Below are 25,167 nucleotides of genomic sequence, written 5' to 3' on the forward strand. Positions count from 1 at the left end.
GGTTCTTGTCGTACCCCCGACGGACAATGGCGCGGTCGTTGAGGAGGGGTAGTGGCACTCGCTCTGTACCGCAAGTACCGTCCACGGACGTTCGCCGAGGTCATCGGGCAGGAACACGTCACCGAGCCGCTGTCGCAAGCGCTCCGCAGCGGGCGGCTGCACCACGCATATCTCTTCTCCGGCCCGCGCGGCTGTGGCAAGACGTCCAGCGCCCGCATCCTGGCCCGCTCGCTCAACTGCGAGCAGGGCCCCACGCCCGAGCCGTGCGGGGTGTGCGCGTCCTGCCGCTCGCTGGCCAACGACGGCGCCGGGTCGATCGACGTCATCGAGATCGACGCGGCCAGCCACGGCGGCGTCGACGACGCGCGCGACCTGCGGGAGAAGGCGTTCTTCGCCCCCGCCAGCAGCCGCTACAAGATCTACGTGATCGACGAGGCACACATGGTCTCGTCGGCCGGCTTCAACGCGCTGCTCAAGCTCGTCGAGGAGCCGCCGGAGTACGTGAAGTTCATCTTCGCGACCACCGAGCCGGAAAAGGTGCTCGGCACGATCCGCTCCCGCACCCACCACTACCCGTTCCGGCTGATCCCGCCGGCGGTGCTCCGGCCGTACCTGCAGCAGCTCACCGACGCCGAGGGCATCCACGTCGAGCCGGCCGTCTTCCCGCTGGTGGTGCGGGCCGGCGGCGGCAGCGCGCGAGACACCCTGTCGGTGCTCGACCAGCTGATCGCCGGCGCCGGCCCGGACGGTGTGTCGTACGCGCGGGCGATCGCCCTGCTCGGCGTCACCGACGTCACGCTGATCGACGAGATGTGCGACGCGATCGCCGCCGGCGACGGCGCCGCGGCCTACGCGACGATCGACCGGGTCGCCGAGGCCGGGCACGATCCGCGCCGGTTCGCCTCCGACCTGCTCGAGCGCTTCCGCGACCTGATCGTGCTGCAGCAGGTGCCCGACGCGGTGGCCAAGGGCCTGATCGACGGCCCGGCCGACCAGCTGGAGGCGATGAACGCGCAGGCCGGCCGGCTGGGCCCGGCGACGCTGTCGCGCTGCGCCGACATCGTGCACAACGGCCTGGTCGAGATGCGCGGCACGACCGCGCCCCGGCTGCTGCTCGAGCTGATCACGGCGCGCATGCTGCTGCCGGGCGCCGAGGATTCGACCGGTGCGCTGCTGCAGCGGTTGGAGCGCATGGAGCGGCGGCTCACTCTGAGCGGTGACGTTCCCGCCGTACGCGAGGAGAGCGGCGACGCGGCACCGGTTGCCCCCGTGGTGGTTGACGGTGGCGCGCCCGCGGGTGGCGGCGGCGGTCTGTCGGCGGCTCGGGCGGCAGCGGCGGCGGCCGGTCGGCGGTCCGCTGCCACGACCCCGACCACGGGTCGGCGGCCGGCGGCGCCTGCCGAGGCGGCGGCGCCTGCCGAGGCGGGGGCGGCTCGGCCCGCCGCGCCGGAGCCCGCGCCTGCGGCCTCGGCCGTCGACGAACCGGACAGCTACGACGACGAGCCCCCGCCCTGGGATGAGGCGCCCGATGACGAGCCTGCTGCCGCTCAGCTGAGCCGGGCGGTTCCGGCGTCTCGCTCGGCCGAGAGCGCGTCGGCCGCGCCTGCCTCCGCGTCGGCTGCGCCCGCTCCCGCCGCGCCCGCTCCCGCCGCGCCCGCTCCTGCCGCGCCCGCTTCTGCGTCGGCTTCCTCGATCTCTACGGTCTCCGGCGCGGCTTCGGCCTCTGGCGCGGCCTCGGGCTCGACCCCCTCGGCTCCGGCCCAGGCTGTCTCGTCGGCGGCGGGGCGGCGGCCCGAGCCGGCCGGGCTGCTTCCGGATGCGCCCGAGGAGCCGGCGGCCGCGGCCGTGGCCGACACGCCCGGCCGGCTGACCGTGTCGGGCGTGCGTGAGGTGTGGCCGGAGGTCGTCGCCGAGGTGCGCAAGCAGCCGCGCGGCAAGGTCATTGGCCCGATGATCGCGGACGCCGTGGTCCGGTCGCTGGATGGCGACACCGTCGTCCTGGTGCACCAGCACGACTGGGCCGCCGCCCGGATCACCCAGGAGTCGGCGCTGGTCACGAATGCGCTCTACGAGACGCTCGGCGGCCGCTGGCAGATCCGGTGCGAGGTCGGCGGTGTCGAGGGCGGCAACGGCGGCGACCCGTCGCGCGGCCCCGCCCGCCGGGAGGCACCGCCGAGGGCCCGTAACGACTCGGCCCACGAGCCCGGCCAGCGCGCAACGACATCCACCGCGCCGCGCGCGGCGACCGGGGCGCAGCAGGCGCAGGTCGCTTCGGCCCGTCCGCCGCAGGCGCGCCGCCAGGAGACCGAGTCCGCGGGTTCGTCCGACGACGATTGGCCAGAGCCGGTCCGGCCCGGCGGCTCGGCGACACCCGCGGTCACGCCCCCGCCCGTCGACGACGAGGAAGAGGACTGGCCGGAGGTGCGCCCGATCGGCACGCCCTCGGCGACTTCGGTGGGCGCGACGCCCTCGGGTGACGGCTCCGCGGCCGACATTCCGCCCCGGAGCGATGCGAGGGCGGCGGCGGGCTCCGGTCGTGCCGACGACCGCGTCGCGCAGGATGCACCAGGTCGACCGTCGGGCGGTGCCGCAGGCGGCCCTGCGAGGTCGTCAGGCGGCGTGCCGGTCGTCGAGGCGGCGCCCGACCGCAACGCCGGCCAGAACGGCCAGGAGTGGGCTGACGGTCCGTCGGCCGCGGCTCCGGGCGATGCAGGCTCGGCGCTTGGGGGCGGTGGGTCTTCCGCGTCCGGCGGCGATGCGGGTTCGGCGCTTGGGGGCGGTGGGTCTTCCGCGTCCGGCGGCGATGCGGGTTCGGCGGCTGCGGGTGGTGGGCGTTCTGCGCCTGGGGGCGATGCGCGTTCCGCGCCGGCGGGTGGTGGGCGTTCTGCGCCCGGGGGTGACGCGGGTTCGGCGCTTGGGGGCGGTGGGTCTTCCGCGTCCGGCGGTGATGCGGGTTCGGCGGCTGCGGGTGGTGGGCGCTCCGGGCCCGTGGGCGGTGGGCCTTCCGCGCCCCCGCGAGGCGTGTCTTCGGCTCCCGCGGCGGGCAGTGCCGGCGCGGCCGCCGCTGCGCGTGCCGCTCGCAATGCCGGTCCCGGCAGTGGGCTGGCGGCGGCGCGGGCTGCTGTGGCCGGTGCGCGCTCCGCGGCGGCGGCGCGGCAGGGGGCGGCTCGTCCGGGCGTTCCGCCGGCGGCTCCCGTGTCGCCGTCGGCGGGCTGGTCTGACGGGTCGCCGACCGAGGAGGCGCCCTACGACCCCGAGTTCGACGGGCCGCCGCGCGGCGGGGGCTCGGCCTATGAGGGCTTCGACCCGGGTGACGAGCCGCTGGACGACGTGATCGACGAGAAGACGGCGCGGGAGAGCAGCGAGCAGCAGGCCATGCGCCTGCTCCAGGAGGTACTGGGCGCCGAGAAGATCGGCGAGAGCTGAGGCGAGCCGGCGCGTGCCGGCCGCGGCTGAGACGCGCGTGTCGGCCGGCGGCCAGGCAGTGCGCGGCGGCGGTGCGCGGCGGCGGTGCGCGGCGGCGGTGCGCGGCGGCGGTGCGCGGCGGCGGTGCGGGGCGGCGGTGCGCGGCTGAGCGGTGCGGTAGGGGACGTGGGCCAAGACGCGCCGGCGCGTGCCGGCCGCGGCCAAGCCGTCCGTCCGCCGCGGAGGTGCCTGTCGGCGGGCTCGCCGGAGGTCCGTGAGCGGCGTGCCGGGCTTGACGGGATGGTGTGGCTCGGACGCCGTGGTGTGGCTCTGACGGGTATGTATCGGGCGCCGACTACGCTGGGCGGCGATTGACGTGGCCGGCCGGGCGGGTGGCGACGGCGCTCAGGACATGGTGACCTTCTAGCTGAGGAGCGGTGGCATGCGCCCCGGTGGACAGCCGAACATGCAGCAGATCATGAAGCAGGCGCAGAAGATGCAGCAGCAGGTCGCCCAGGCGCAGGCCGAGCTGGCCGCCGCCGAGGTGACCGGCACTGCCGGGGGCGGCCTGGTGTCCGTGCTGATGACCGGGCTCGGCGAGGTCAAGTCGGTGCGGATCGATCCCAAGGCGGTCGACCCCGACGACATCGAGTCGCTGGAAGACCTGGTGCTCGCCGCGATCCGGAACGCGGCCGAGGCGCAGCGCGAGCTCACCGAGGCGAAGATGGGGCCGGCCACCGGCGGTCTCGGCGGCCTCGGCCTCCCCGGGTTCTGATCACGTGTACGAGGGCGCCATCCAGGATCTGATCGACGAGCTGGGGCGGCTCCCGGGCGTCGGGCCCAAGAGCGCCCAGCGGATCGCCTTCCACGTTCTCTCCGCCGACCCGGCGGACGTCAACCGGCTCGCCACGGCCCTGCGCAAGGTGAAGGAGCTCGTTCGCTTCTGCACGATCTGCTTCAACGTGGCCGAATCCGAGCAGTGCCGGATCTGCCGGGACGTGCGGCGCACCAACGAGGTGCTCTGCGTCGTGGAGGAGCCGAAGGACGTCGTCGCGATCGAGCGGACCGGCGAGTTCCGCGGCCGGTACCACGTTCTCGGCGGCGCGATCAATCCGCTCGAAGGCGTCGGCCCGGACCAGCTCCGCATCCGTGAGCTGCTGTTACGTCTGGGAACGGGTGAGGTTCAGGAGCTGATCCTGGCGACCGACCCGAATACCGAGGGCGAGGCCACGGCCACCTATCTGGCCCTGATGGTCAAACCGATGGGTATCAAGGTCACCCGGTTGGCCAGCGGTCTGCCGGTCGGCGGCGACCTCGAGTACGCCGACGAGATCACGCTCGGTCGAGCCTTCGAAGGACGCCGAGCTATATAGATAAGCGTCAGGTAACTCGGCCGTAACACCTAGCTAGTGATTTAGTCCGGATTAGCTAGATCCAGGCCGTCTGACGCGGTAGTTTCCGTTTGGTCGGTGCCGTAGGTCACAGCCACATAACGGGGGAGACACGGAACCGTCCGAGTGCGGACCGTGAACTTGACCGCGGCACCACATTAGGTGAATGTTCCTTGCGATGGCGGCACCCCCGCCGTTGAGTGCCCTCGTGGCTCGGACTCATCTGACCGACGCAACGAGGGTCGGCACTCGAAGCATGAGACAACCGATCGGTTGCCGGACGCTGCGGGAGCCATCGCCTACGACTCGCCGTCGATGCGGTGTGCCGTTGGCTGTGAGCGCCCCGCTTCGTGCCGGTTACCCGAGGAAGGACCGGCGCTAGATGTCGCTTGGCCCGGAGGCGTCAATCTCCGACGAGATCACGCCCACCGACGACGCGGCTGTGGAACGGAATGCCGGCGAGAACGCTATCGCCGGTCGGTCCCTGAAGCAGATAGCCTGGCGTCGACTCAAGAAGGACCGGGTTGCGCTCGGCGGCGGCATCGTCATCCTCTTTTTGATCTTCATCGCGTTCATCGCTCCACTGTTGATCAAGTGGTTCGGGCACCCGTTCGATGAACTGCACGGCGACACGATCGATGCCACTCTCGGTTTGCCGAAGGGTCATCTGGGCGGCATCTCGAAGGAATTCATCCTCGGTGTCGAGCCGGTCAACGGGCGGGACATCTTCAGCCGCATCGTGTACGGCGCGCAGACCACCCTGACCGTCGCCTTCCTCTCCGCGTTCCTCTCGACCTTCCTCGGGGTCGTCTTCGGGATGAGCGCCGGCTTCCTGGGCGGCTGGGTCGACTCGATCGTCAGCCGGATCATGGATTTCCTGCTCGCGTTCCCCCAGCTGCTCTTCTCGATCGCATTGGTGTCGGTGCTGCCGCAGACGCTGTTCGGCTTCAGCGGCCGATGGTCGAGATCGCTTGTCCTGATCGCGGTGATCGGGTTCTTCGGCTGGCCGTACATCGGGCGCATCGTCCGCGGCCAGACGCTCTCCCTGCGTGAGCGGGAGTTCGTCGAGGCCTCGCGTAGCCTGGGCGCGCGCTCGCCGCGCATCCTGTTCCGCGAGGTGCTGCCCAACCTGGCCGCGCCGATCCTCGTCTACACGACGCTGATCATCCCGACCAACATCCTCACCGAGGCGGCGTTGAGCTTCCTCGGTGTCGGTATCCCCCCGCCGTACCCCTCCTGGGGCGGCATGCTCTCGGACGCCGTGGCGACGTTCCGCTACGACCCCATGTTCATGATCATTCCCGGCACGATGATCTTCATTACCGTGTTGGCGTTCAACCTATTCGGTGACGGTCTTCGCGACGCGCTGGACCCGAAGGCTCACTGACGAATTTCTGGGATCGAAGCGGTTCCATCGCATGAAATCTCGGCGGCCTCTCGCAGGTCGCCGTTCAAGGAGGTAGGAGTTTTGGTGGCAGGCAAGACGAAAGTGATGGTGGCCTCGGCGGCTGCCCTCACATTGGGGCTGACCGCCGCATGTGGTGGCGGCTCCGATGACAAGAAGAGCGACAACAACTCGAACGGTGGCGCCTCCTTCAACGCCGCCGCCACGCAGGTGGTGAACGCCTCCGACAAAAAGGGCGGCACTCTCAACCTGTGGAGCCCGCAGGACGCTGACTCGTTCGACCCGGCGATCTCGTACTACGCCTGGACGATCGACATGAACCGGCTCTACAGCCGGACGCTGATGACCTACAACCCGAAGCCCGGCAAGGAGGGTCTCGACCTCGTTCCGGACCTCGCCACGGCGGCGCCGGAACTCAGCTCGGACAACAAGACCTACACCTTCAAGCTGAAGAGCGGTCTGAAGTTCGACGACGGCTCGCCGATCACCTCGAAGGACATCAAGTACGGCATCGAGCGCATCTTCGCGACCGACGTCGTCCCGGGTGGTCCCTCGTACCTGCGTGACGAGCTCGACCAGGGCCAGAACTACCCCGGCCCGTACAAGGACAAGGACCCGAACAAGCTGGGTCTGAAGACCGTCGAGACGCCGGACGACTCGACGATCGTCTTCCACCTCGCGAAGGCGAACGCGAACTTCCCGTACGAGCTCGCCCTGCCGGGCGGTGCCCCGGTTCCGCAGAAGCGGGACACCGGCGACAAGTACGCGCTGGCCCCCGCATCCTCGGGCCCGTACAAGTTCGACAGCATCCAGCCGGGCAAGGGCGCGACCCTGTCGCGCAACACCAACTGGGACGCGTCGACCGACACCGTTCGTAAGGCGTTGCCTGACAAGATCGTCCTGACGATCACGACGAACGCCGAGGACATGGACTCCCGTCTGATCGCCGGCACCGCCGACCTGGACGCCAGCCAGAGCGGTGTGTCGACCCAGGCTCGTACGCAGATTCTGACGAACGACAAGCTCAAGGAAACCGCGTACAACCCGAACAACGGCTTCATCCGGTACGCGGCCCTGTCGACCAAGGTCGCTCCGCTGGACAACATCGAGTGCCGTAAGGCGATCATTTACGCGTCCGACCCGACGACGCTGCAGACCGCTCGCGGTGGACCGATCGCCGGCGGCGACATCGGCACCAACATGCTCCCGCCGAACCTGGCCGGCACGGACGCGAAGTACGACCCGTACGGTCGCGCCCAGGGCAAGCCGCAGGTCGACAAGGCGAAGGCGGCTCTCCAGGCCTGTGGCAAGCCGACCGGCTTCGACACCAAGATCGCTGTGCGTAACAACAAGCCGGCCGAGGTCGCGACCGCGACCGCCCTCCAGGCTTCGCTGAAGGCTGTCGGCATCAACGCGGCGATCGAGCAGTACGACGGCTCGCAGATCGCCACCGTTGTCGGTTCGCCCAACAACGTGGCCAAGAAGGGCTACGGCATCATGATCTACGGCTGGGGTGCTGACTTCCCCACCGGTTACGGATACCTGGCGCCGTTGGCCATGGGCTCGTTCATTCAGAAGAACGGCAACTCGAACCTCCCCGAGATCAACGACCCGGCGATCAACGGGCTGTTCGAGAAGGGCCTCGCCGAGAAGGACGCGACCGCGGCCGCCGCTGACTATCAGGCGGCGAACGTCAAGGTCATGGAGGGTTACTACTACCTCCCGTTCGTCTTCGACAAGGCGCTGAACTACTACAACCCGCGGCTGACGAACGTGTACTTCCACCAGGGCCTGGCCATGGTTGACTTCGCGTCGCTCGGCGTCAGCGACGGCAAGTGAACCATTCCGGTCGCTGTAGCACCGACGGGTAGATCGAAGGGCAGGTGAAGGCCGCCCGAGCTGGGCGGGTGCCGGGTTCGCAAGAACCGGTACCCGCCCAGCGCTCGGCCGAAAGTAGTGCTGGCTTACCTCATCCGGCGGCTCATCAACGCCGTCGTTACTCTGCTCGTGGTCACGCTCGTGACTTTCGGCGTCTTCTTCCTTGTCCCCAAGGCCACCGGAAGCGATCCCGCGCTGCTCTACATCGGCAAGCAGGCCGACCCGGTCGCCGTAGCGGGCATCAGCAAGAAACTCGGCCTCGACAAGCCGATCATGGTGCAGTACGGCGAGTTCCTCAAAGGCCTGGTCGTCGGCCGCGATTACGAGAACGGCCCGGACGTCACGCATTGCCCTGCGCCGTGCTTCGGCTATTCCTTCAAAACCAGCGAGGAAGTGTGGCCGAAGCTGACCAGCGCGCTTCCGGTCACGTTGTCGCTGGCCATCGGTGCGGCCGTGCTGTGGGTGCTGATGGGGGTGAGCTTTGGTGTCATCTCCGCGCTCAGACGCGGCTCGATCTGGGACAGATCGGTGATGACGGTCGCGCTGGCCGGCGTCTCGCTGCCGATCTACTTCACCGGGCTACTGTCGCTGAGCATTTTCGTCTACTGGCTGGGCTGGCCCAACCCCAGCTACACGCCGTTCTTCGACAACCCGTTGGACTGGTTCACCGGCCTGATCCTGCCCTGGGTCACCCTGGCGTTCCTGTTCGCGGCCACCTATGCCCGGCTTACCCGGGCGAACATGCTCGAGACCCTGGGCGAGGACTACATCCGTACCGCCCGGGCCAAGGGCCTGCGTGAGCGCAATGTCATCGGCAAGCACGGCCTCCGCTCCGGCCTCACGCCGCTGGTCACCGTCTTCGGCCTCGACCTCGGCGCGCTGCTTGGCGGCGCGATCCTCACCGAGGCCGTCTACAACCTGAACGGCCTGGGCAAGTTGGCGCTGAGCAGCATCCGCAGCAACGATCTGCCGGTGATTCTCGGTGTCACCCTGTTCGCCGCGTTCTTTATCGTCGCCGCGAACCTGATCGTCGACCTGCTGTACGGCGTTATCGACCCGCGCGTGCGGCTGGCCTGAGGGGGTTACGTTGTCCATCGGCCAAGTCACGCCGCGATCGTTCCTCGAAGTCAAGGATCTTACCGTCCGGTTCGAGACCGACGACGGCATCGTCCAGGCGGTCACCGGCTCGACCTTCTCGCTGCAGAAGGGCAAGACCCTCGGCATCGTCGGCGAGTCCGGCTCCGGCAAGAGCGTCACCTCGCTGGCGATGCTCGGCCTGCACCGCACCCGCAGCAACGCCAAGGTGACCGGCGAAATCTGGCTGGACGACGAGGAACTGGTCACCGCCACCGACGAGAAGGTGCGCACGCTGCGCGGCGGGAAGATTTCCATGATCTTCCAGGACCCGCTGAGCGCCATGCACCCGTACTTCACGGTCGGGTCGCAGATCGTCGAGGCCTACCGGGTCCACCACCCCGGGGTGAACAAGAGGGTGGCTCGCGAACGGGCCATCGACATGCTCGCCCGGGTCGGCATCCCGCAGCCGGAGCGCCGGTTCAACGACTACGCGCACCAGTTCTCCGGCGGTATGCGGCAGCGCGCGATGATCGCGATGGCGCTGGTCAACGACCCCGCGCTGCTGATCGCCGACGAGCCGACCACCGCGCTGGACGTCACCGTGCAGGCGCAGATCCTCGACCTGATCCGCGACCTGCAGGAGGAGTTCGGCTCGGCGGTCATCATGATCACCCATGACCTGGGTGTGGTGGCCGAGCTCGCCGACGACGTCCTGGTCATGTACGGCGGGAAGGTCATCGAGAAGGGCTCGGCGCTGGATGTCTTCCGGACGCCGCAGCACCCGTACACGTGGGGTCTGCTCGGCTCGATGCCGCGCCTCGACCGCGACGTGCGCGACCGGCTCACCCCGGTCAAGGGCACCCCGCCCAGCCTGATCAACCTGCCCGACGGCTGCGCCTTCAACCCGCGCTGCCCGTACGCGGGGCGCAACGGCAACCGGTCCTTCACCGAGATGCCAGTGCTGCGTGACGCGGGCGCCGGTACCGGAGCAGGCCACCTGGTGGCCTGTCACCTGCCCGCGGAAGATCGCACCAAGATCTTCCAGCAGGAAGTGCTACCGAACCTCTGAGCGGAGTTGATGAACGATGAGCGAGAACCTGCTCGAGGTGACGGGGCTGGAGAAGCACTTCCCGATCACAAAGGGTCTGTTCAAGCGTACGGTTGGTGCCGTCCGCGCGGTGGACGGCATCGACCTTCAGGTGCGCGCCGGCGAGACGCTGGGCCTGGTCGGCGAGTCCGGTTGCGGCAAGTCGACCACGGGCCGGCTGTTCAGCCGGATCCTCGAGCCGACCGGCGGCAAGGTCGTCTTTGAGGGCCAGGACATCACGCACCGGTCGCTGGCCAAGTTGCGGCCCCTTCGTCGCGACGTGCAGATGATCTTCCAGGACCCGTACTCGTCGCTGAACCCGCGGCACACGGTCGGTTCGATCATCTCGGCGCCCCTGCAGATCCAGAACATCCCGACGCCGCAGGGCCTCAAGAAGGCCGTGCAGGAACTGCTGGAGCTGGTCGGGCTCAACCCCGAGCACTACAACCGGTACCCGCACGAGTTCTCCGGCGGTCAGCGCCAGCGCATCGGCATCGCCCGCGCGCTCGCCCTGCGGCCTAAGATGATCATTGCGGACGAGCCGGTGTCGGCGCTCGACGTGTCGATCCAGGCGCAGGTCGTGAACCTGCTGGACGACCTGCAGAGCGAGTTCGACCTGACGTACGTCTTCATCGCGCACGACCTGTCGGTGGTCCGGCACATCTCGAACCGGGTCGCGGTCATGTACCTCGGCAAGGTGGTGGAGATCGCCGAGCGGGACGACCTCTACAAGAACCCGCGCCACCCGTACACGGTCGCGCTGATGTCGGCGGTGCCGGTGCCCGACCCGGCCCGGCGCGATCGCGCGCAGCGCGATCGCGTGCTGCTCACCGGCGACGTGCCAAGCCCGATCAACCCGCCGTCCGGCTGCCGGTTCCGCACCCGCTGCTGGAAGGCGCAGGACATCTGCGCGACGGAGGAGCCGCCGCTGGTCACGCGGCTGACCGACCCGGCGAGTCACCTCACCGCCTGCCACTTCCCGGTGGTCGACGACGAGGTCGTGGCGGGCCGCAAGCCGGCGGCGACGCCGGCCTGATCGGCGCCAGACTGATCACAGGGGTGCGGTCGCCGAGGCGATCGCACCCTTTTCAGCCCTCCGGGCGGTTGAGGATGCCGACCGCGATCTGATGAACGGCCGCGGCGTCGGCCGGGTCCTTCAGCTTCGCCTTGCCGCCGGTGACGGTGTACCACTCGTCGGCTTCCTTGTATTGCACGTGGACGGTCGCCGAGTCGTCGGCGACCTCGGTGTGCAGCGTGAGGTCGCCGGTGACGACACCGACCTCGTCGGTCATCACGCCGCCGGGACCGGCGACGATGTCGGTGGTCAAATCCGTGGTCATCAGCACTTCTCCAGCATGTCGGCGAGTGCGGGCTTCTCGGTGGCGGTGACCGTCAGCTTCCAGTGGGTCTTCACCGCGATCCAGTCTTCCGCATATTCGCACCAACTGCTGGGGTCGGACGGTTTCCAGGTGGACGGGTCCTGGTCGCCCTTCGAGCGGTTCGACGACGCGGACACCGCGACCAGCTGCGGGTCGTCCAGGTCGTTCGCGAAGTCCTCGCGCTGGGCGGTGGTCCAGGCCGAGGCGCCCGAGCGCCAGGCGTTGGCCAGCGGCACCAGGTGGTCGATGTCCACCTGGGTCGGCGAGGTCAGCGTCTTGCCGTCGTAGATGCTCTTCCAGGTGCCGGCGACCACGTTGCAACCGGACAGCTTGACCTTCGTGCCGTCCCGTTTGAGCACCGAGTCGCGCACGTCGCAGTTGCTGCCGGCGCTGCGCCAGTGCGGAAACTTCTCCCGGCTGTAGCCCTTCATCGAGCCGGACTTGGCCACGGTCAGCTTGTCGAGCTGGGCCTTGGCGCTGCCGGCCGAGCCCTTGGCGGTCGGGCCGGCGGTCGCGTCCGTGGAGGTGGGGGAGCCGGCCTGGACCGAGACGCCCTCGCAGGCGCCCAGGCTCAACGCGGCGGTCAGCAGCACGACGGTCCATCGGGGGGTGTGGAGGGGCACGCCTCAAGCGTACGGGCGGGCCGCCCGTTGTGTCCGGGTCGATCCCCCGTGAGTGGATCATCCCGCGCGCCGCCCGCTGGGGACGGCGCGCGGGGACAGTTCAGCGGCCGCGGTTGACGGCGCTGGTCACGGCCTTGATCGAGGCGCTCACGATGTTCGCGTCGATGCCGACGCCCCACACCACCCGATCGCCGATCTCGACCTCGACGTACGCCGCGGCCTGCGCGTCGCCGCCGGCGGTCAGCGCGTGCTCGTTGTAGTCCAGCACCCGCGCCTGAATGCCCAGCGGGGCGATGGCCTGCACGAACGCGTCGATCGGGCCGTTGCCCAGGCCGACCAGCGGACGCCGTACGCCGCGGTGGAAGACCTCGACGTCGATCTCGACCTTGCCGTCGACCGTGGCCGTGCTGTAGCCCTCGATCTTGAAGGCCGAGGAGAGCTGGTGATCGATCAGGTACTCGCCGGCGAAGATGTCCCACATCTGCTGCGGGGAGACCTCGCCGCCCTCCTCGTCGGTGTGGTGCTGCACCACGCCGGAGAACTCGATCTGCAGCCGTCGCGGCAGGTCGAGGTTGTGCTCCTCCTTCATGATGTACGCCACGCCGCCCTTACCGGACTGCGAGTTGACCCGGATGACCGCCTCGTAGCTGCGGCCCACGTCCTTCGGGTCGATCGGCAGGTAGGGCACGCCCCAGGTGAACTTGTCGACCTCGACGCCGGCCTCGTCCGCGTCGGACTTCAGCCAGGCGAAGCCCTTGTTGATCGCGTCCTGGTGGGAGCCGGAGAACGACGTGTAGACCAGGTCGCCCACGTACGGGTGCCGTTCGTGCACCGGCAGCTGGTTGCAGTACTCGACGGTCCGCTTGATCTCGTCGATCCGGGCAAAGTCGATCATCGGGTCGATGCCCTGGGAGAACAGGTTCAGGCCCAGGGTGACCAGGTCGACGTTGCCGGTCCGCTCGCCGTTGCCGAACAGGCAGCCCTCGACGCGGTCGGCGCCGGCCAGCAGGCCCAGCTCGGCGGCGGCCACGCCGGTGCCGCGGTCGTTGTGCGGGTGCAGCGACAGCACCACCGAGTCGCGGCGGGGCAGGTGGCGGTGCATCCACTCGATGGAGTCCGCGTACACGTTGGGGGTGGCCATCTCGACCGTGGCGGGCAGGTTGATGATCAGCGGCCGGGCCGGGGTCGGGTCGATCACGTCGATCACCGCCGAGCAGACCTCCAGCGCGTACTCCAGTTCGGTGCCGGTGTACGACTCGGGGGAGTACTCGTAGAAGATCTCGGTGTCCGGGGTGTAGATCTCCGCGTACTTCTGGCAGAACCGGGCGCCGCTCGTGGCGATGTCGGTGATGCCGTCCTTGTCCAGGCCGAACACGACCCGGCGCTGCAGCACCGAGGTCGAGTTGTAGAAGTGCACGATCGCCCGCTTGGCGCCGCGCAGCGACTCGAAGGTGCGCTCGATCAGGTGCTCCCGGCACTGCGTCAGCACCTGGATGGTGACGTCGTCCGGGATCAGCTCCTGCTCGATCAGCTGGCGGATGAAGTCGAAGTCGGTCTGCGAGGCGGCCGGGAAGCCGACCTCGATCTCCTTGTACCCCATCTGGACCAGCAGCATGAACATGCGCCGCTTGCGCTCGGGGGACATCGGGTCGATCAGGGCCTGGTTGCCGTCCCGCAGGTCGACCGCGCACCAGCGCGGGGCGGCATCGACATGTCGGGTGGGCCACTGACGGTCGGGCAGATCAACGGCGAACTGCTTGTGGTACGGCGCGTATCGCTCGAAGGGCATCGCGCTCGGACGCTGTGTGGCGAAGGGGTTGTTGACGGTGGACATGTGGCTGCTCCAGACGAAAGCGAGGCGAGGAGGCGGCGCCGCGATCTCAAAGAACGCAGAAACTCCGCGACGAGGTGCCGGCCTGGGATGGGGCCTCGTCGCGGCAGCGAAGAAGGAGTGCGTGCCACATGTCGGAATCACCCTACGTGATCAACTCGGACGGACCTAACTCTACGCCCGGATCGTGGGATGCCGAAGTCAGGCGGGTGACGGCGCCCCGGCGGGCGGAGGACCGGATGTCGAGCCGTCCGACGACGGCAGCACGGCCGGCGGGCTGTCGGTGGTCATCGCCGGGCCGGGCCCGATCGGGCCGGGCAGTGGCACGGTGGCCGGGCCGGCGACCTGGCTGACTAGCTTGAGCTCGCCGAAGTCGACCCGGGCCGCGGTCAGCACGCCGTCCTGGGCGTAGCAGTAGATGCCGATGTCGACCGGCGCCTTGATCGAGGCGGCGATCGAGTCGATCGAGAAGCAGGTGCTCTGGGCGCCGTCGAGCGGCTTCACCTCGGCCACCGAGAGCGCCGACTGGCGATCGGTGAAGACCGGCAGCCACAGCCGGAACAGCCGTTCGACCTGCGGCGAGTAGTCCTTCGCCACGCGTTTGCCGGGGTCGGCCACGCGTACGCAAGAAGGGGTTGTCGGGTTGGTCGGCGAGGAGACGGTGCACTGGAAGACGCCGGCCGCGGTCGAGACGATCGAGACGTCGGCCGTGTCGCCGACCATGGCGTGGCTCACATCGACCCGCCAGGTGCCGTCGGCGCCGACGGTGGCGACCACGTTGTGCCGCCGGCCGTTGCCGTCCTCGGTGAGCGTGTAGACCGCGGCGAACGCCCTGTCCTGCGCCAGCGTGGCCCGGGCGATCAGGTCGGCCCGCGAGTCGGGGGTGTTGTCGCCCCCGGCCGCCGACGCCGAGGTGGTCGGCTGGGGACCGGGCGCGCCCTCGCAGCCCGCCGTGACGGCCAGCGCCAGCAGGGCGGCGGCCGAGGCGGATCGGGTCAGCAGGGGTGCGCGCACCGAGACATTCTCGCCTCTGCGGGCCGAACCGGTCGTCGTCGCCACGGGCGTGTCGCGCTCGGAGCCGCCTCCCGGACCCGGGCGCGGCCGGAATCTGGGATCACCTCTCGGCGTCCGGCGAGGTCGCGGCTAGGGTGGTGGCGATTGTCGTGCCGGCGCCGCCGGTGTGCTGTGTTTGATCTTGAATCGCCGAAGGAATGGTTGCCCGTGGCACTGGTGGTGCAGAAATACGGTGGCTCGTCCGTCGCGACCGCCGAGCGCATCAAGCGGGTGGCGGAGCGCATCGTGGCCGCCCGTAAGGCCGGCGACGACGTGGTCGTCGTGGTGTCCGCGATGGGCGACACCACCGACGAACTGCTCGACCTGGCCAACCAGGTGAGCCCGCTGCCGCCGGGCCGCGAGCTGGACATGCTGCTCACCGCCGGCGAGCGCATCTCGATGGCGCTGCTCGCGATGGCGATCCACAACCTGGGGTACGAGGCCCGGTCGTACACCGGCTCGCAGGCCGGCGTGCTCACCACCTCGGTGCACGGCAAGGCCCGGATCATCGACGTCACGCCCGGCCGCCTGCGCTCGGCGCTGGACGAGGGCGCGATCGCGATCGTGGCCGGCTTCCAGGGCGTCTCGCAGGACACCAAGGACATCACCACCCTGGGCCGGGGCGGGTCGGACACCACGGCGGTGGCCCTCGCGGCCGCGCTGCACGCCGACGTCTGCGAGATCTACACCGACGTGGACGGCGTCTTCACCGCCGACCCGCGGATCGTGCCGGACGCCAAGCACATCAAGAAGATCACGTACGAGGAGATGCTCGAGCTCGCCGCCGGCGGGGCGAAGGTGCTGATGTTGCGATGCGTGGAGTACGCGCGGCGCTTCAAGGTGCCGATCCACGTACGCTCTTCGTACTCGCACAAAGAAGGCACGCTCGTCACCGGATCTATGGAGGACCCTGACGTGGAGCAAGCACTGATCACCGGGGTCGCGCACGAGCGCAGCGAGGCCAAGATCACGATCGTCGGGGTGCCCGACGAGCCGGGCGCGGCCGGTCGCATCTTCGAGACCGTGGCCTCGGCCGAGATCAACATCGACATGATCGTGCAGAACGTCTCCACCGAGGGCACCGGCCGCACCGACATCTCGTTCACCCTGCCCAAGGCCGACGGCCCGACCGCGATGACGGCCCTCGACAAGATCAAAGAGCAGATCAAGTTCAAGAGCCTGCTCTTCGACGATCACGTCGGCAAGGTCTCGCTGATCGGCGCCGGCATGCGCTCGCACCCGGGCGTCGCCGCCTCCTTCTTCGCCTGCATCGGCGAGGCCGGGGTGAACATCGAGATGATCTCCACCTCGGAGATCCGGGTCTCGGTGGTCTGCCGCGACACCGACCTCGACACCGCTGTCCGTGCCGTGCACGACCAGTTCGAGCTGGGTGGTGGCGAGCAGGCGGTGGTGTACGGCGGGACCGGCCGGTAGGCCGTCCATGGCGCAGCCCACGCTCGCCGTCGTCGGGGCCACCGGCTCCGTCGGGACCGTCATGCTCGAGCTGCTCTCCTCCCGGCGCAACGTCTGGGGGGAGATCAGGCTGCTGGCCAGCGCCCGCTCGGCCGGCAAACAGCTCTCCTGCCGCGGTGAGCAGCTGACCGTGCGCGAGTTGACCCCCGAGGCGTTCGACGGCGTCGACCTGGCGCTGTTCGACCTGCCCGACGACGTCTCGCGCGACTGGGCGCCGGTGGCCGCCGCCCGGGGCGTGACCGTCGTGGACAATTCGGCCGCGTTCCGGATGGACCCGGACGTGCCGCTGGTCGTCCCCGAGGTCAACCAGGAGGTGCTGGGCGAGCGTCCGCGCGGCATCGTCGCCAACGCCAACTGCACGGTCATGGCGATGATCATGGCGGTCGCGCCGCTGCACCGCGAGTACGGCCTGCGCGAGCTGGTCGTGGCCTCCTACCAGGCCGCCTCGGGAGCCGGTCAGATCGGCGTCGACACCCTGCACGACCAGCTCAGCAAGGTGGCCGGCGATCGGCTGCTCGGCTCCCGACCGGGCAACGTGCGCCAGGCGATCGGCGACGACCTCGGCCCGTTCACGGCGCCGCTGGCGCTCAACGTGGTGCCCTGGTCGGGCGAGATCGGCCCGCTCGGGTGGTCGTCCGAGGAGCTCAAGCTGCGCAACGAGTCGCGCAAGATCCTCGGCATTGCGGCGCTCAAGGTCTCCGCCACCTGCGTACGGGTGCCGGTGGTGACCGGGCACTCGATCGCCGTGCACGCCGTCTTCGGGTCCGAGGTCGACGCCGAGGGCGCCCGGCAGGTCCTGCGCAACGCGCCGGGCGTCATCCTGGTCGACGATCCCGAGGCGGGCGAGTTCCCGATGCCGATCGACGCGGTCGGCACCGACCCGTCCTGGGTGGGCCGGATCCGCCGGGCGATGGACGACCCGCGGGCGCTCGACCTCTTCATCACCGGTGACAACATGCGCAAGGGAGCGGCGCTCAACACGGTGCAGATCGCCGAGCTGATCGCCGCCGAACCGAACTGGCCGGCCGGCGGTGATCAGAGCTAGCCGGCGAACGCTCGCCGACCGGTTCGACCGCAACCCGGCCTAGGACAAATCCTCGCGGGTCAACAGCGCCCGCAGGGTGATGCCGTCGGCGGCCAGCGCCGCCGTTCCGCCCTCCTGCCGGTCGATCACGCAGAGCGCGTGGTCGACGTGCGCCCCGAGCTTGCGCAGCTCGCCGGTCGAGATGACCACCTGGCCGCCCGAGGTGACCACGTCCTCGACCACCAGCACCCGCCGGCCGGCCACCTCGGCACCCTCGGCGAGCCGGGCCGTGCCGTACTGCTTGGCCTGCTTGCGGACGAACGCGGTGGGCAGCTTGGCGTGCCGGGCCAGCGCGGTCACCACGGCGATCCCGCCCATTTCGAGGCCGGCCAGCACCTCGGTGCCCTCCGGGATCAGCACGGCCATCCGCTCGGCCAGCTGGTCGAGCAGCACGGGGTCGGCCTCGAACTGGTACTTGTCGAAATACTCGTTGGCGATCCGGCCCGATCGCAGAACGAACTCGCCGGTCAGGCGGCTCACGTCGCGGACGCGCCGCGCAAGGTCTTCAGAGGCAGTCACAAGGTCTTAGCTTTTCAGGCCCGCCGAAGGCACCCGACGGCACCCCGGAAGCAACCACTCAGCAACCGACAAAACGTGCCGATCAGAGGATCATGCAGACCAACCCGCACCGCTGGTTCGGCGCCGGGCAGAGCAGCGCCGCCGACGCGGCGAAGGCCGGTGCCGAGGCCGCCGCGGAGGCGATCGGCGGCAGGGCGGCCAAGGCGGTCTTCGTCTTCTGCTCGGTCGGGTACGACCTGCCGGAACTGCTGGCCGCCGTACGCGAGGAGGCCGGCCCGGACGCCGCGATCGTGGGCAGCACGACGATGGGCGAGCTGGGCAACGCGGGGATGACCGTGGGCGGGCTGGCGGTGGCCGCGCTCGGCGGCGACGGCTTCAACGTGCGCACCCGGGCGGCGGCCGTCGACCCGGACGACCCGGGCGCGGCCGGGGCGGAGGCGGCCGGGGCGCTGCGCGGACTGCACGACCCGAACCGGGTGCTGATCCTGTTCGGCGACGCGATCGCCGGCCGGCCGAACGAGATCGTCCGCGGCGCGTACTCGAAGACCGGCGCGGCCTGGCCGATGGTCGGCGGCTTCGGCGCCGACGACCGGTTCGAGCGAGCCTTCCAGCTCTGCGGCGACCGGGTGCTGACCGGATCGGTGCTCGGCCTCGCGCTCGGTTCGGACCGTCCGATCGGCATCGGCATGGCGCACGGCTGGCGGCGTACCGAGCCCCCGATGATCGTGACGAGGAGCCAGGGCGCGCGGATCTACCGCCTGGACGACGAGCCCGCTCTGGACGTGCTGCTGCGCCGCTGCGACTTCGACGGGACGGCCGAGGAGTTCTTCGAGAGCGGCCGGGCCCTGCAACCGCTGGGCCTGTCCCGGCGCAACGGCGAGGACATCCGGGTCATCCACGCCGGCGACGACGAGGACCGCTCGATCTGGGGAACCGCCGACGTGCCGCAGGGCGCGCTGGTCTGGCTCATGGAGGCCGATCGGCAGGCGTTGCTCGACGGTGCCGCCCAATCCTGCGCCGAGGCGGTCGCCCAACTCGGCGGCCAGGCTCCGCTCGGCGCCCTCGTCTTCGACTGCGGCGGCCGGCGGGCCGGTCTGATCGAGGGCGGCATGCAGGAGGAGATCGACGCGATGCGTACGGCGTTGAGCGACGCCCCGTTCGGCGGCTTCTACACCGCCGGCGAGATCGCCCAGGTGCGCGGCGCGGGCGGCCTGCACCACCTCACCCTGGTCACGCTGGCGCTGGCCTGAGCCCATGCGGACCTGGTCGACGCACCTGCTCACCGAGTACTTCACCGCGGTGAACGCCGCCGAGGACGAGGAGACCGCGATCGCCAGCGCGGTCGAGCGCGCCACCGAGATGGTCGAGGCCCAGGTCGGCGCGGTGGTACGCGAGGGCCGCGTGCTGGGCGCGTACGGCTTCAGCGGCCCCCTCCCGGAGGCCGGCCTGCTCGCCGTGGCCGCGGGCGAGTCCCTGCTCGACGTGCCGTACCTGGGCGAGCTGCACGCGGTCGCCAACCCGCTCGGCGGAGAGAACGCGGACGCGCTGATCGTCTGCCGGAGCGGCCAGACGTTCCTGACCGAGGAACGGCAGATGCTGCAGGGCATGGCCCAGGTGCTCGGCCTCGCCCTGCGCAGCATCCGGGTGCTGGCCGCCGAGCGGCACCTGCGCGCCGAGAAGGAACGGCAGGCCACCACCGCGCAGCTGCGGCAGCGGCTGGTCGAGTCGCTGCTCACCATCCAGCGGGCGATCTCCGGGCGGCGGCCGCTGCCGGAGATCCTGGACGCGGTCACCGGCGGCGCGGCCGAGCTGCTGCACGGCGACGCCACGGTGACCCTGCTGCTCGCCGAGGGCGGCACCGACCGGCGGCTGAGCGTGGCCTCCACCTGCGGTGGGATCGAGGGCGGGCCGACGCACGAGGCGGCGGCGCGGGACGCGATGACCGGCGGCGGGGTCCTGATCCGCCCGGCCGGGCACGCCACGGTGATCGCCGCGCCGGTGCGGGTGACCGGCGAGATGGCCGGCAGCCTGGTCGCCCAGCTGCCCGGCGACCCCGATCAGTACACCGAGCAGCGCGACCAGCTGGACGCGTTCGCCCAGCAGGTGAGCCTGGCGCTGACCGACGCCCGGACCGTCGAGGCGGTCCGCGAGGCGCACCACGACCCGGTCACCGGCCTGCCGAACCGCGCGCTGTTCCTGAAGATCCTCAACCGGGTGCTCGCCTCCCGCGGCACCGAGGCCGACCCGACCAGCGTGCTGTTCATCGACCTGGACCGGTTCAAGGCGGTCAACGACAGCCTCGGTCACGAGGCCGGTGACCAGCTGCTCGCCCTGGTGGCGCGGCGGGTCCGCAGTTGCGTACGGGCCAGCGACACCACCGCCCGGCTCGGCGGCGACGAGTTCGCGGCGCTGCTGCACGACTCCCCGGTCGAGGCCGCCATGGTGGTCGGCGGCCGGATCGTCGCCTCGATCAAGGAGCCGTTCCGGATCGCCGGCCGGGACATCTTCATCGGCGCGAGCGTCGGCATCGCCACCTCCCGAGAGGCGGTCGAGCGCTCCGAGACGCTGCTCGACAACGCGGACGTGGCGATGTACCGGGCGAAGAAGGACGGGCCGGGGCGGGTGCTGGTCTACGAGCCGTACATGCACACCGAGGCGCTCGACCACCTGAACTTCCGCGGCGACCTGCAGCGGGCGCTGCGCGAGGGCGAGTTCCGCCTGCAGTACCAGCCGCTGATCAGGCTCGCCGACGGCGCGCCGACCGGGGTGGAGGCGCTGATCCGCTGGCACAGCCCGACCCGGGGCTTCGTCTCGCCGGTCGACTTCATCCCGATCGCCGAGGAGTTCGGGCTGATCGTCGACATCGGGCAGTGGGTGCTGGAGACCAGCGCGGCGCAGGTGGCCCGCTGGCGGCGCGACTTCCCCGACCTCGGGCTCAACGTCAACGTCTCCGGGCACCAGTTGGTGCATCCGCGCTTCGCCGACAACGTGATGCGGGCGCTGGCGATCGCCGGCCTGCCGTCCAGCGCGGTCACCCTCGAGCTGACCGAGTCGGTGCTGATGAGCGAACCGGACCTGGGCAAGGCGGCGCTGCACGTGTTGCGCGGCCTCGGCGTACAGCTGTCGATCGACGATTTTGGAACCGGGTACTCGTCGCTGGCCTATCTGCGCGAGCTGCCGGTCGACGAGCTGAAGATCGACCGCGCGTTCATCGCCCGGGCCGAGCTGACCGGGGAGGATCTCGCGCTGGTGCGCACGATCGTCGAGCTGGCCCAGATACTCGGCCTGCGCACGGTCGCCGAGGGCATCGAGAACGCCGCGCAGCTCAGCGCCCTGCGCCGACTGGGCTGCGCCTATGGCCAGGGGTACCACCTGTGCCGCCCGACCGACCCCGCCGCCCTGCCGGCTCGGCTGGCCGAACGGATGGTCGAGGAACCTACCGGATGGCCAGTCACCCATCCGCGTACTTGATCGCCGCGCTACCGCATGCGAGATCCTTTTGGGGTACTTTTCGCCTAATTGAAGCTAATTACTCGGAAGGAACATTCCGTGACACCCTTCGCATTGTTCTTCCTCCTCGCCCTGGCCAGCTCCTCCTGTTTCGCGCTCGGCCGCGCGCTGGGACGCGGCGAGCGATACGAGAAGGGCTACCGGGAGGGCTTCCGCGACGGCGAGACCGGCTCCCTGGCCCGCGCGGCCCGCCTCATCCAGCTTGATGCCCGGCCGGCCATCGCGCCCGCGGTCGAGTCGATGCTCGGCCCCTACGCGGTGCCGCAGCAGCTCCCGGGCCGCAGCGTCGGCCCGGCGGTGGCCGCGGTGCCGGTCCGTCCACAATTGGCGCTCTGACTTCCACGACCCAAAACCAGGACCCGGGGGTACGGCGGAAAGCCGGCACCACCCGGGTCCTGCCGTTCCCTCGGCAATCCAGGAACGGGGCCATCGCAGCGTTTCGACGGTAACAACGGTGACCGTCGATCTTAGTTGTTCGCCCGTGCTAGGTTCTCGGCGTTGCGTGGAGGATTACCTCTCCATTGACGTCCACAACAGAATAACGGGGAAACAGAGTGCGAATCGCCAACCGTTTCGGCGTGGCCATGGTGGCACTGGGCGTAGTGCTCCTCCCCGGAGCGCCCGCCAGGGCGGAAACCGCCGGTGTGACCATCGCGGCATCCGCGGACTCGGACGGCACCGTGCGCAGCTTCGGCCAATCGCGCGAGGGCGCCGTGCGACGCAACACCACGGTGGCCAAGGACACGCTGGGATATGTAGCCGAGCGAGATTACTGCTGATGCTTCCTTCTCGGAGAGCGGTCCGTTCGGCCTGCCTTGCGATGGGTATCGGACTGTTGGCCGCTTGCACCGCACCCGACAGCGCGGGCAAAGCGCCGCAGTCTCCCTCGTCGACCCCCGCAGGTTCCGTGCCTGCGGCAACCCCGACGGAGCCCTCGTGCGGCAGCAGAACCGTTTCGTTCGGGCCGCTCCTCCGGAGAACCGCGATCACCGACATCTCCGACGCGACACGAGTTCACGGCAACACGCCTTTCACCGCCAAGCTACGACCGGTCCGTACGGTGGTGGTCGCCGTGGAAGGTGAGGGCATCGACGCCAGGTATGTGTTCGATGCGTTCGTGCAGAAGGTCGGCCCGGACGTAGCCCGGATGGGTGAAAACTCCCCGCACGAAGAGACGGCCGACCAGTGGTCACTCTCCGCGGCCGGCGTAGCAGTCGCATACACCTCCGTGCAGATCGTGGAAGCAAGCTTCACCGAGCGGTGCGGAGGCAACGTGGTGAGCGGCGTCGTAAGGTCCTGGCAACGATCACGCTCCGGCATCCTGCGGTGCGACTTGAAACCGCAGGCCACTGGCGAGGTCGTGGCAGAGGCAGTCGCATTGGCCTGCTGAGGCGGGTTCCTCTCCCGAAGTGTGTCGTACAACAAGCAAGCCCGGAACCTGCTCGGCGTGGCCTGGCGGCTCCAGCGTCATGCGTCTACCCGCACGTCGCATAAGGGCGGGGTCGGGTACCCGTACGCGGTTCTCGCTCATGTCCTCTCCGGTACGCGATTCCCTGGTCACCGGCCGGCGGGGGACAGGACGATTCGTACCTGTTCGGAGGGGTCTCGTCCGGAGGTGTCGGAGGCCGCCTCCTCTGCCCTTTGCAGCCTGGCTCCGAGGTCCGCCGCCTCACGCTGCAGGTCCGCGAGTTGAGCCAGGAGATCCGATAGTGAGCCGCTGTCAGGCCCCGCCACGATGGAGTGCCCTTCCCTCCGACACAGAGGGCACTCAGCGAGGTGATTCATGCCATGGCGCATCGCCAGCCGCGCACTCGGCCCCGGGGAAGCCTCAAGCGCAGATCGTCTGCAGAACGAGCGCGGACAGCAGTCAGGGCCGGTCTCCCTGCTCGGAAGACCGGCCCTGAACTGGTGTTTCGTTGGTCGGGGTGGCCGGATTTGAACCGACGGCCTCTTCGTCCCGAACGAAGCGCGCTACCAAGCTGCGCCACACCCCGAGCTGCCTCGAAATACTATCCGACGCCGCCGCGGACGCGAAATCGGTATCCCCCAAACCGTAAAACCGCAGGTCAGCGGGGGATCAGGGTGAGGATCGAGGCCTCCGGGCGGCAGGCGAAGCGGATGGGGGCGGTGGGGTGGGTGCCCAAACCGGCCGAGACGTGTAGCCAGGCTTCGGAGTCGGGCCAGCGGTGCAGGCCCTTGGCCAGCGCGTGCGGGAGGTCACAGTTGGTGGTCAGCGCGCCGTAACCGGGCACGCAGACCTGGCCGCCGTGGGTGTGGCCGGCCAGCAGCAGGGCGAAGCCGTCCGCGGCCATCGCGTTGAGCACCCGGGAGGCCGGCGTGTGGGTGACCCCGATGTGCAGGTCGGCGCCGCCCGAGATGGTGCCCGCGACCGAGGGGTAGTCGTCCTGGTCGATGTGCGGGTCGTCGACGCCGACCAGTTCGATCGAGCGGCCGCCGGCCTTGATGATCGTGCGGGCGTTGTTGAGGTCGGACCAGCCCGCGTCCGTGAACGCGACGCGCAGGTCCTCGACGGGCAGGTCGACGCCCTGCACGTATTCGCCGCGCTCGCCGGGCAGGATGTAGCGCAGCGGGTTGCCCCAGACCGGGCCGCGGTAGTCGTTCGAGCCGAAGACGAACGCGCCGGGCAGCGACAGGAACGGGTCGAGCGCGCGCAGCACGCCGGGCACCGCCTCCGGGTCGGCCATGTTGTCGCCGGTGACCACGACCAGGTCGGGGTCGGTGCCGGCCAGCGCGGCCACCCAGGCCTGCTTGCGCCGCTGGTCGGGCATCATGTGCAGGTCGGAGATGTGCAGCAGGCGTAGCGGTTCGGCGTCCGGTTCGAGGACCGGCACGTCGAAGCGGCGAAGCGTGAAAAGGTTCCGCTCGATCAGTGAGGAGTAGGCGAAGGTGGCCGCTCCGACCGCCGCCACACCGGCGGCCAGAGCAATAACGGGACGCTTACGCATGACCGCAAGAGTAGTTTGTCCATCCATGGGAGCGCTGAAAGACCGCCTGAACGATGACCTGCACACCGCCATGAAGGCCCGGGACGAGCTGACCACCGCGACGCTGCGGATGGCTCTGGCCGCGGTTCGCACCGCCGAGGTGGCCGGCGTCGAGGCGCGTGACCTCAGTGACGACGAGGTGCTGGCGGTCCTGACGAAGGAGGCGAAGAAGCGTCGCGAGGCGGCCACCGCGTTCGCCGACGCGAACCGGCCCGAGCAGGCGGCCAAGGAGCGCTCCGAGGGCGAGGTGATCGACCGCTATCTGCCGAAGCAGCTCACCGATGAGGAGATCGGCTCGCTGGTGGCCGAAGCGCTGGCGGCCGGTGGCTTCACCAGCCGCGCGCACATGGGTGCGGCGATGAAGGCAGCGCAGGCCGCGGTCGCGGGGCGTGCGGAGGGCGGCCGCGTGGCCGCCGAGGTCCGGCGCCGGCTGGGTGCCTAGCCGTC

General features: G+C 69.9%; 21 protein-coding genes, 1 tRNA gene and 2 pseudogenes. 17 read left to right on the top strand and 7 right to left on the bottom strand.

The features are described 5' to 3' along the window. The first annotated feature begins 51 nt into the window (after window positions 1-51). The 9 genes and pseudogenes from ODJ79_RS01220 to ODJ79_RS01260 all read left to right on the top strand — a co-directional run bounded on the left by ODJ79_RS01220 (window position 52) and on the right by ODJ79_RS01260 (window position 11,279). On the top strand, window positions 52-3,426 hold the full coding sequence (locus tag ODJ79_RS01220) for a DNA polymerase III subunit gamma and tau (RefSeq protein ID WP_263021379.1): 3,375 nt from the start codon (window positions 52-54) through the stop codon (window positions 3,424-3,426). A gap of 445 nt (window positions 3,427-3,871) precedes the next feature. Beyond that, window positions 3,872-4,180, top strand: a complete 309-nt coding sequence (locus ODJ79_RS01225; protein WP_263021468.1) for a YbaB/EbfC family nucleoid-associated protein — start codon at window positions 3,872-3,874, stop codon at window positions 4,178-4,180. Between the two features lie 4 nt (window positions 4,181-4,184). Then, a complete protein-coding gene (recR, locus tag ODJ79_RS01230; RefSeq protein WP_263021380.1) occupies window positions 4,185-4,778 on the top strand; it encodes a recombination mediator RecR in 594 nt (197 codons plus the stop codon). 400 nt (window positions 4,779-5,178) lie between these two features. Beyond that, window positions 5,179-5,337 (top strand): annotated as a pseudogene (locus ODJ79_RS01235) (ABC transporter permease); the annotation flags it as partial. 111 nt (window positions 5,338-5,448) lie between these two features. Continuing rightward, entirely contained in the window at window positions 5,449-6,183 is a 735-nt protein-coding gene (locus ODJ79_RS01240) for an ABC transporter permease (protein ID WP_263021469.1), read from the top strand. Between the two features lie 84 nt (window positions 6,184-6,267). Continuing rightward, window positions 6,268-8,040 carry an ABC transporter substrate-binding protein gene (locus ODJ79_RS01245; RefSeq protein WP_263021381.1) on the top strand — a complete coding sequence of 591 codons (1,773 nt, stop codon included), beginning with the start codon at window positions 6,268-6,270 and terminating at the stop codon, window positions 8,038-8,040. A gap of 117 nt (window positions 8,041-8,157) precedes the next feature. After that, a complete protein-coding gene (locus ODJ79_RS01250) occupies window positions 8,158-9,156 on the top strand; it encodes an ABC transporter permease (RefSeq protein WP_263021382.1) in 999 nt (332 codons plus the stop codon). A 10-nt stretch (window positions 9,157-9,166) separates the two neighbouring features. Beyond that, window positions 9,167-10,225: an ABC transporter ATP-binding protein gene (locus ODJ79_RS01255; protein ID WP_263021383.1), complete on the top strand. Its 1,059-nt coding sequence runs from the start codon at window positions 9,167-9,169 to the stop codon at window positions 10,223-10,225. A 16-nt stretch (window positions 10,226-10,241) separates the two neighbouring features. Next, window positions 10,242-11,279, top strand: a complete 1,038-nt coding sequence (locus tag ODJ79_RS01260; RefSeq protein WP_263021384.1) for an ABC transporter ATP-binding protein — start codon at window positions 10,242-10,244, stop codon at window positions 11,277-11,279. A gap of 52 nt (window positions 11,280-11,331) precedes the next feature. On the opposite strand, the pseudogene ODJ79_RS01265 reads toward ODJ79_RS01260, so the two are convergent. The 4 genes and pseudogenes from ODJ79_RS01265 to ODJ79_RS01280 all read right to left on the bottom strand — a co-directional run. Further along, window positions 11,332-11,568 (bottom strand): annotated as a pseudogene (locus tag ODJ79_RS01265) (hypothetical protein); the annotation flags it as partial. 14 nt (window positions 11,569-11,582) lie between these two features. Continuing rightward, the gene (locus tag ODJ79_RS01270) at window positions 11,583-12,245 is read right to left on the bottom strand and encodes an HNH endonuclease family protein (RefSeq protein WP_263021386.1); all 663 of its coding nucleotides are present in this window, start codon (window positions 12,243-12,245) and stop codon (window positions 11,583-11,585) included. Between the two features lie 100 nt (window positions 12,246-12,345). Beyond that, window positions 12,346-14,079 carry a 2-isopropylmalate synthase gene (gene leuA / locus ODJ79_RS01275; protein ID WP_263021387.1) on the bottom strand — a complete coding sequence of 578 codons (1,734 nt, stop codon included), beginning with the start codon at window positions 14,077-14,079 and terminating at the stop codon, window positions 12,346-12,348. A gap of 198 nt (window positions 14,080-14,277) precedes the next feature. After that, window positions 14,278-15,090 (bottom strand): hypothetical protein, encoded by an 813-nt coding sequence (locus tag ODJ79_RS01280; RefSeq protein WP_263021388.1) that lies wholly within the window; start codon window positions 15,088-15,090, stop codon window positions 14,278-14,280. Window positions 15,091-15,297: 207 nt separating this feature from the next. Between ODJ79_RS01280 and ODJ79_RS01285 the strand changes: the two genes are divergently transcribed. Next, window positions 15,298-16,563 (top strand): aspartate kinase, encoded by a 1,266-nt coding sequence (locus tag ODJ79_RS01285; RefSeq protein WP_263021389.1) that lies wholly within the window; start codon window positions 15,298-15,300, stop codon window positions 16,561-16,563. A 7-nt stretch (window positions 16,564-16,570) separates the two neighbouring features. Further along, window positions 16,571-17,647: an aspartate-semialdehyde dehydrogenase gene (locus ODJ79_RS01290; RefSeq protein WP_263021390.1), complete on the top strand. Its 1,077-nt coding sequence runs from the start codon at window positions 16,571-16,573 to the stop codon at window positions 17,645-17,647. Window positions 17,648-17,686: 39 nt separating this feature from the next. On the opposite strand, the gene ODJ79_RS01295 is transcribed toward ODJ79_RS01290, so the two are convergent. Beyond that, window positions 17,687-18,166, bottom strand: a complete 480-nt coding sequence (locus ODJ79_RS01295) for an orotate phosphoribosyltransferase (RefSeq protein WP_263021391.1) — start codon at window positions 18,164-18,166, stop codon at window positions 17,687-17,689. Window positions 18,167-18,297: 131 nt separating this feature from the next. On the opposite strand from ODJ79_RS01295, the gene ODJ79_RS01300 reads away from it, so the two are divergent. From ODJ79_RS01300 to ODJ79_RS01320, 5 genes are all read left to right on the top strand, one after another. Further along, window positions 18,298-19,455 carry an FIST signal transduction protein gene (locus ODJ79_RS01300; RefSeq protein ID WP_263021392.1) on the top strand — a complete coding sequence of 386 codons (1,158 nt, stop codon included), beginning with the start codon at window positions 18,298-18,300 and terminating at the stop codon, window positions 19,453-19,455. Between the two features lie 4 nt (window positions 19,456-19,459). After that, a complete protein-coding gene (locus ODJ79_RS01305; protein ID WP_263021393.1) occupies window positions 19,460-21,676 on the top strand; it encodes a putative bifunctional diguanylate cyclase/phosphodiesterase in 2,217 nt (738 codons plus the stop codon). A 78-nt stretch (window positions 21,677-21,754) separates the two neighbouring features. Continuing rightward, on the top strand, window positions 21,755-22,051 hold the full coding sequence (locus ODJ79_RS01310) for a hypothetical protein (protein ID WP_263021394.1): 297 nt from the start codon (window positions 21,755-21,757) through the stop codon (window positions 22,049-22,051). Window positions 22,052-22,269: 218 nt separating this feature from the next. Continuing rightward, window positions 22,270-22,494 (top strand): hypothetical protein, encoded by a 225-nt coding sequence (locus ODJ79_RS01315; protein WP_263021395.1) that lies wholly within the window; start codon window positions 22,270-22,272, stop codon window positions 22,492-22,494. A gap of 293 nt (window positions 22,495-22,787) precedes the next feature. After that, window positions 22,788-23,105, top strand: a complete 318-nt coding sequence (locus ODJ79_RS01320) for a hypothetical protein (protein ID WP_263021396.1) — start codon at window positions 22,788-22,790, stop codon at window positions 23,103-23,105. Window positions 23,106-23,632: 527 nt separating this feature from the next. Here ODJ79_RS01320 and ODJ79_RS01325 read toward each other — a convergent pair. Both ODJ79_RS01325 and ODJ79_RS01330 read right to left on the bottom strand, forming a co-directional pair. Then, a tRNA-Pro gene (locus tag ODJ79_RS01325) sits at window positions 23,633-23,709 on the bottom strand. Window positions 23,710-23,781: 72 nt separating this feature from the next. Further along, the gene (locus tag ODJ79_RS01330) at window positions 23,782-24,681 is read right to left on the bottom strand and encodes a metallophosphoesterase (RefSeq protein WP_263021397.1); all 900 of its coding nucleotides are present in this window, start codon (window positions 24,679-24,681) and stop codon (window positions 23,782-23,784) included. A 25-nt stretch (window positions 24,682-24,706) separates the two neighbouring features. On the opposite strand from ODJ79_RS01330, the gene ODJ79_RS01335 reads away from it, so the two are divergent. Then, entirely contained in the window at window positions 24,707-25,162 is a 456-nt protein-coding gene (locus ODJ79_RS01335) for a GatB/YqeY domain-containing protein (protein WP_263021398.1), read from the top strand. Window positions 25,163-25,167 lie beyond the last annotated feature (5 nt).

This window comes from Actinoplanes sp. KI2, from assembly GCF_025630775.1.
Lineage (GTDB): Bacteria > Actinomycetota > Actinomycetes > Mycobacteriales > Micromonosporaceae > Actinoplanes.